The 5,333-nt window shown below is 66.6% G+C and carries 5 protein-coding genes and 2 pseudogenes; 4 read left to right on the top strand and 3 right to left on the bottom strand.

The window, feature by feature from the left end; translation table 11 throughout:
* Window positions 1-341: 341 nt before the first annotated feature.
* Window positions 342-947 (bottom strand): TetR family transcriptional regulator, encoded by a 606-nt coding sequence (locus G5C65_RS30525; protein ID WP_206442446.1) that lies wholly within the window; start codon window positions 945-947, stop codon window positions 342-344.
* A gap of 83 nt (window positions 948-1,030) precedes the next feature.
* Between G5C65_RS30525 and G5C65_RS30520 the strand changes: the two genes are divergently transcribed.
* The 4 genes and pseudogenes from G5C65_RS30520 to G5C65_RS40840 all read left to right on the top strand — a co-directional run bounded on the left by G5C65_RS30520 (window position 1,031) and on the right by G5C65_RS40840 (window position 3,895).
* Window positions 1,031-1,969, top strand: a complete 939-nt coding sequence (locus tag G5C65_RS30520) for an aldo/keto reductase (protein WP_165302291.1) — start codon at window positions 1,031-1,033, stop codon at window positions 1,967-1,969.
* Between the two features lie 468 nt (window positions 1,970-2,437).
* Complete coding sequence (locus G5C65_RS30515) at window positions 2,438-2,929, top strand: GNAT family N-acetyltransferase (RefSeq protein WP_165302290.1); 492 nt, start codon at window positions 2,438-2,440, stop codon at window positions 2,927-2,929.
* A 139-nt stretch (window positions 2,930-3,068) separates the two neighbouring features.
* Window positions 3,069-3,380: pseudogene (locus G5C65_RS30510) on the top strand (transposase); the annotation flags it as partial.
* Between the two features lie 65 nt (window positions 3,381-3,445).
* Window positions 3,446-3,895: a hypothetical protein gene (locus G5C65_RS40840; protein WP_420903376.1), complete on the top strand. Its 450-nt coding sequence runs from the start codon at window positions 3,446-3,448 to the stop codon at window positions 3,893-3,895.
* Window positions 3,896-4,167: 272 nt separating this feature from the next.
* Here G5C65_RS40840 and G5C65_RS30500 read toward each other — a convergent pair whose 3' ends face one another.
* Together G5C65_RS30500 and G5C65_RS39685 are read right to left on the bottom strand one after the other, a co-directional pair.
* Entirely contained in the window at window positions 4,168-5,082 is a 915-nt protein-coding gene (locus G5C65_RS30500) for an FkbM family methyltransferase (protein WP_165302289.1), read from the bottom strand.
* Between the two features lie 118 nt (window positions 5,083-5,200).
* Window positions 5,201-5,333, bottom strand: a pseudogene (locus G5C65_RS39685) (amidohydrolase family protein); the annotation flags it as partial.

Below are 5,333 nucleotides of genomic sequence, written 5' to 3'. Positions count from 1 at the left end.
ACCGCTTGCTCGGTCAGCTCTACCACTGCCTGCACAACCGGCAGCTCTTCGACGAGCATCACGCATTCACCTCCTTCTCAGCAGCTCCAGCCGCCGCAGCTTGACTTCTTAGGCACGTGAGATGTCTTTCATGCGACGACCTGAAGCCTAGACAAGTCCCATCGTTGCAGGTCAGGAGCATCCTTCGCGTTTCTGATCACCACCGGACAGCTGCCGCATGAAAGCCCGAGGCTAGATCGGACGGCCTGATCACGGGCTTGCGGAGCCGTTATGGAGCTCTTCACAGATGAGGGTGTGACGGCCGCGAGACAGCGCTGTGAACCCGTGAGCCGCGGGATGGCCTAACGCTCGAATGTGGTGAAAACGGCGTCGAGGAGTTCGACTGGCGTGCGCGTCTCGTCCGGTCGCGCCCACCAGAGCATTGCGGCGTCGAAACACGCGAGGCTTGCCTGAACCATCGCCTCTGCCCGGAGGTCGGCATCCTTACCGCGGATCCGCTCGGCCACCAGCGGGGTGAGCATGCCCGCCCAGGCGAGGTGCTTCTCCGTGTTATAGGCACGCAGCGCCGGGGTGCTTCCGAGCACCCGCATCACGCGTTTGCGTCTGTCGTCGGTGACGTCGACGGCATCGGTACTGATGAGCAGCGCCTCGAATGCATGGCGCAGGGACTCCCAAGCAGCCTCGTCGACCGGCCGGCTCGCGAGGTGATCACGCACCGTCGCGCCCCACGTCGGGCCGTCGCCGAGAACGACGTCCTCCTTGTTCGGGAAGTAGCGGTTGAAGCTCCGCGTGGACATCCCGACCGCCGCTGCAATCTGGTCGACCGTGACCTGGTCGTAGCCGTGCGCAACAAAGAGGTCGATCGCGGTCTCCGCGATGCGCTGGCGCACTGCTTGGCGCGTCATCTCGCGCAGTCCCGACGGCGCCCGGTCACGGCTCTCCTCCACGTGGGGCATCTTATCGCGGTCACTGATGTCTGGTGCAGACAGAGTAGGCGTATGCTGACAAGAAGCCTACGAGAGGAACCGACATGCAGACCCGCACCCTGGGCCGGCGAGGGCTTACCGTCTCCGTCATCGGCTACGGGGCCATGGGCACCGCGACCGGCTACGGACCCGCCGACGACACCGAGTCCATCGCGGCGATTCGCCGAGCTCACGAGCTCGGCGTCACCCACTTCGACACCGCCGAGATGTACGGGTGGGGCCAGGGCGAACAGCTCCTCGGCCACGCCCTCGCGCCTATCCGGGACCATGTGACCATTGCGACCAAGTTCGGGTTCACTGCCCCTGGCTTCGCGCCCAACTCCAGCCCCGACCACGTCCGCGAAGTCGTCGACAACAGCCTGCGCAACCTCGGCATCGACGTCATCGACGTCCTCTACCAGCACATCAACGACCCCGCCGTTCCCGTCGAGGAGGTCGTCGGTGTCATGGGCGAGCTGGTCGAGACCGGCAAGGTGAAGTACCTCGGGCTGTCCAACACCGACGCCGACAACATCCGCCGAGCCCACGCCGTGCACCCGATCTCGGTCCTGCAGGCGGAGTACTCCATCCTCGCCCACGACTCCGAGCCGTTCCTACCCGTCATCGAGGAGCTCGGTATCGGGTTCGTCGCCTACTCGCCCCTGGCCCGCGGTTTCCTCTCCGGAGCTGTCAAGCCCCGCACCGAATACGCCGCCGACGACTTCCGTCAAAGAGTCGGCTGGTGGGCTCCGGAGAATTTCGACGCCAACATCGAGATCGTCGACCAGCTGACGGAACTGGCCACCCAGAAGGGCGCCACCCTCTCCCAACTCGCACTCGCATGGCTGCTCTCGAAGAAGGATTACATCGTCCCCATCCCTGGCTCCCGCAACCCGTCCCGAGTCACGCAGAACATCGCAGCCGCAGACCTCACCCTCACGGCCGAGGACCTTGACGTCATCGACCGGATCGCGCCCAAAGGTGGCATCGGCAGCCGCTGGTAGCTCCTGTCATTAGCCCCGTCGTATCGGATGGCAGGCTCCGCTCCGGAGCTCGTACGAGCGCCAAGCTCCGGAGCTCAGACGGCACGACACCATCGCCCAGCGTCGATCCCCTGTCACAGGGCTATCTCACCGGGGCCGGGAAGTCCATCGACAGGAAATCGCTACAGGCCGAAGCCGAGGAGATCGCGCCGTTGCGGGGCGCGTCTTCCGTGGATGTCAAGTTCGACGCCTATTGAGAGAGCGGAACGTGCGGTGAGGTCGTCCTTGTCGTCACTGAATGGGTGGGGCCGCAGCATCGGGGCTGACCAGAATGCCTGGCCGTGTTGGAGTGTCGATCGTGACTGACCGGCAGCCGTACAAGACCGATCTCATACTTCAGCTGTAGATCGTTGTGTGCCCGTCTCGGGATTGTCTGCCGCTGGCGGAAACTCAGATGCTCTGAATGCGCCATCCGGTTAGGGTCGGGCGGTGCCTGAGCTGAAGCGGCTGCATGCTGGCCATGCCCCGGCGGTCCTGGCCTTCGAGCTGGTGAACCGCGCCTACTTCGCTGTCTCGGTACCCGACCGTGGCGACGACTTCTTCGACAAGTTCACCGACCGGTACGGCGCCCTGCTGGCCGAGCAGGAGGCCGGCATCTGCGCCTTCTACGTGCTCGTTGCCGAGGACGGCTCGGTTCTGGGCCGGTTCAACCTGTACGACATCGAGAACGGCACTGCTGAGCTCGGTTACCGGGTCGCGCAGCACGTCGCTGGCTGCGGCGTGGCGACCACGGCCGTCCGGGAGCTGTGCCGGCTGGCGGTGGCGCGGCACGGGCTGCGCACCCTGCGGGCGGGCACCTCCCGCGAGAATGTCGCGTCCCAGAGGGTGCTGATCAAGGCCGGGTTTGTCCTGGTTGACCCGGCCGACCTCGGTGGTAAGTCAGGCCCCTGGTATCAGCGCGACTTGGTATTGCACCAGTAGACCGTGATCTTGCTGGTGGACCGGCTGCGGGAAGGCTGCGGCCACCGCTGATCATCGGTGGGTGAAGACAAACGATCGTGCGGTGGCCGCAGGTCACGGCGTCGACCTTGCCCGCTGGCAGGAGGCGTTCGAGGTCTTGATGGGCCGGATAGCGGGCCGGTTCGCGCGGGTGGAGCCCCGGCGCCGGGTGAGGGACTTGGTGCTGAGACTGCCGTCGGATCTGCCGCGCAAGAACTGCTGGTCGATCGCCGAGCGGGCCGGAGAGGCGAGTCCGGACGACATGCAGCACCTGCTCGGCCGGGCCAGATGGGATGCCGACCGCGTGCGGGATGACGTGCGTGAGTATGTGCTGGAGCATCTGGGCGACGAGGATGCGGGGCTGGTGGTCGACGAGACCGGGGACGTGAAGAAGGGCACGCACACCGTCGGTGTCCGGCGCCAGTACACCGGCTGGAGTTCGTGACTTCGGGGGGCGACGGCCCGTTGTGTTTGTCGTGCAAGATGATGTGCGGCCCGATGTCTGGTCGGCGGAACTGGAACAAGCTGGGCATCGAGGTCGAAGTCGTCGAGCGCAATCCGGCCGACAGGGGCTTCATCCCGCAGGTCAAGCGGTGGGTGGTGGAGCAGGTGAACGGAATCATGATGCTGTATCGCAGGCTGGTACGGGACTATGAGCACCATCCCGCCTCCGCCGAGTCCCGGGTGTACTGGGCCATGAGCGATCGGATGTCGAGGATGTTGACCGACACCTCCACCCCTGCCTGGCGCGGCGCACGGCCGGGGGGCGAGCTCACGCTCGGGGCGGTGCTCGCCCGGCTGAAGGGGCGGGGGCGGGAGCGGGAGATCACCGCTCATGCCGCCGCGGCCCGGGAGGAGATCGCGGAGCTGACCGCGCTGCTGGGCGGGGTTCGACACCGCCGCCGAGGAGATCCGCATCACCCACAAGACGCTGCTGGCACTGCCTGACCCGGCTCCTCCCGTGCTGCCTGCCGCGAAAGGGTCGGAGCATCCGGCCTACCAGCAGATCATGGCTGTGTTCGCTGCGGCCGACGGCCCGCTGCGGGCACGGGCGGTATGCGAGGCGATGGACCTGGAGATCGCACCCAACAACGTCAACATCGAGCCGATTGCGCAAAACGGTATTGGGCCACTTACCGCCCTCTCAGGCATGGGTGGAATCCCCCTGGCCGTCCCCGCGTCACAAGATCACATTGCGAAGGCGGGATCCCCGGCATATCTCACAGGGCTTCGACGTCGCGTCGTGAAAAGACCAGGTCGCACTCGTTCGCCACGGGATCGCGCCAGCGCATGGGCGGCAGAGGATGCTCCATCGCTGCCGGGTAGCTTGCTGGGGCGTAGCTGTTGTGAAGGCGGTATGCGTGGAAGCCATGGGCCGTCATCGTGCGCAGCAGGTCGTCAACGGACTCGCCGAGCCGGGCCATGCGAGAGGGTGTGACCTCCACCGAGATCTCGGCGTCGGGTCGCAGCCGGTCGAGCACGGGGGTCAGGCCGCGGACCACGCCGCCCTCGGCGCCCTCCACATCGATCTTGATCACTCGGGCTTTCGCGATCTCCTCGTTCTCCAGCAGCTCGGGCAGGGGGCGGGCCTGCACGGTGAACCGTTCCTTGGCCTGCCCCTCGTACGGCACGATGCCGGCCGCGCCCATGTTGCGGTCGCTCGCCAGGACGAACTCGACGGATTCCGGCTTCGAGGAGACCGCCGCGTGGACCGTGCGGACGCTGTCCCGGCGGTTGTACTCGACATGGCGCACCAACCGGCGGTGGACCGAGGGGGACGCTTCGACAGCGACGACCCGCCCGCCGGGGCCGACGAGGTGGGCCGCGAGCAGGCTGAAGTAGCCGATGTTCGCGCCCACGTCGACGTAGCCGTCACCCGGGCGCAGCGTCCGGCGGAGCCAAGCCGACATATGGGGCTCCCACGTGCCCCAGATATACAGGAAGCGCTGGATCAGGTCGGTGGTGTCGACCGCGAGCCAATCGCCCCAGCGCGTACGGGCGATGCCGCGGTGAGGGTGTTCGCGCAGCTCATGGTTCACCCGTTTCGCCAGGTGCGCCATGCCTGGCCAGGCGGGCGGTGCGTATCGCAGGTAGCCCCGCTGTGCGCCGAGCTGGAGTTCGCGGAGGTCACGCATGCGGCCGGCCCCGTCGTGCGGTCCGCGGGCGTCGCGCGGTCATACGCCTCTCCGTTCCCACTGAGCACGGCTGGAACATGGGGAGTGTCCCATCTGTCCCAGTGTCCAGAAAGATCATCTACCCGCGGGTGCGCGCCCGGTACTGCTCCGGGGTGCGGTCCAGGTCGAGGTCGAGCATGCGGATGGCGTTGCCCCGCATCAGCTTCCACACCGTCTCGTCGTCGAGTCCTTCGACGTGGTCGAGGGCGATC

Origin of the sequence: Streptomyces boncukensis (assembly GCF_011045075.1) — a bacterium.
In the GTDB taxonomy this organism is placed as follows: Bacteria; Actinomycetota; Actinomycetes; order Streptomycetales; family Streptomycetaceae; genus Streptomyces; species Streptomyces boncukensis.
This window is presented reverse-complemented; position numbering and strand designations above follow the sequence as displayed.

Coding starts and splice junctions, on each gene's coding strand:
- G5C65_RS30520 (WP_165302291.1), top strand. CDS start 1,031: ATGCAGACCCGCACCCTGGGCCGGCGAGGGCTTACCGTCTCCGTCATC.
- G5C65_RS40840 (WP_420903376.1), top strand. CDS start 3,446: ATGTCTGGTCGGCGGAACTGGAACAAGCTGGGCATCGAGGTCGAAGTC.
- G5C65_RS30500 (WP_165302289.1), bottom strand. CDS start 5,082: ATGCGTGACCTCCGCGAACTCCAGCTCGGCGCACAGCGGGGCTACCTG.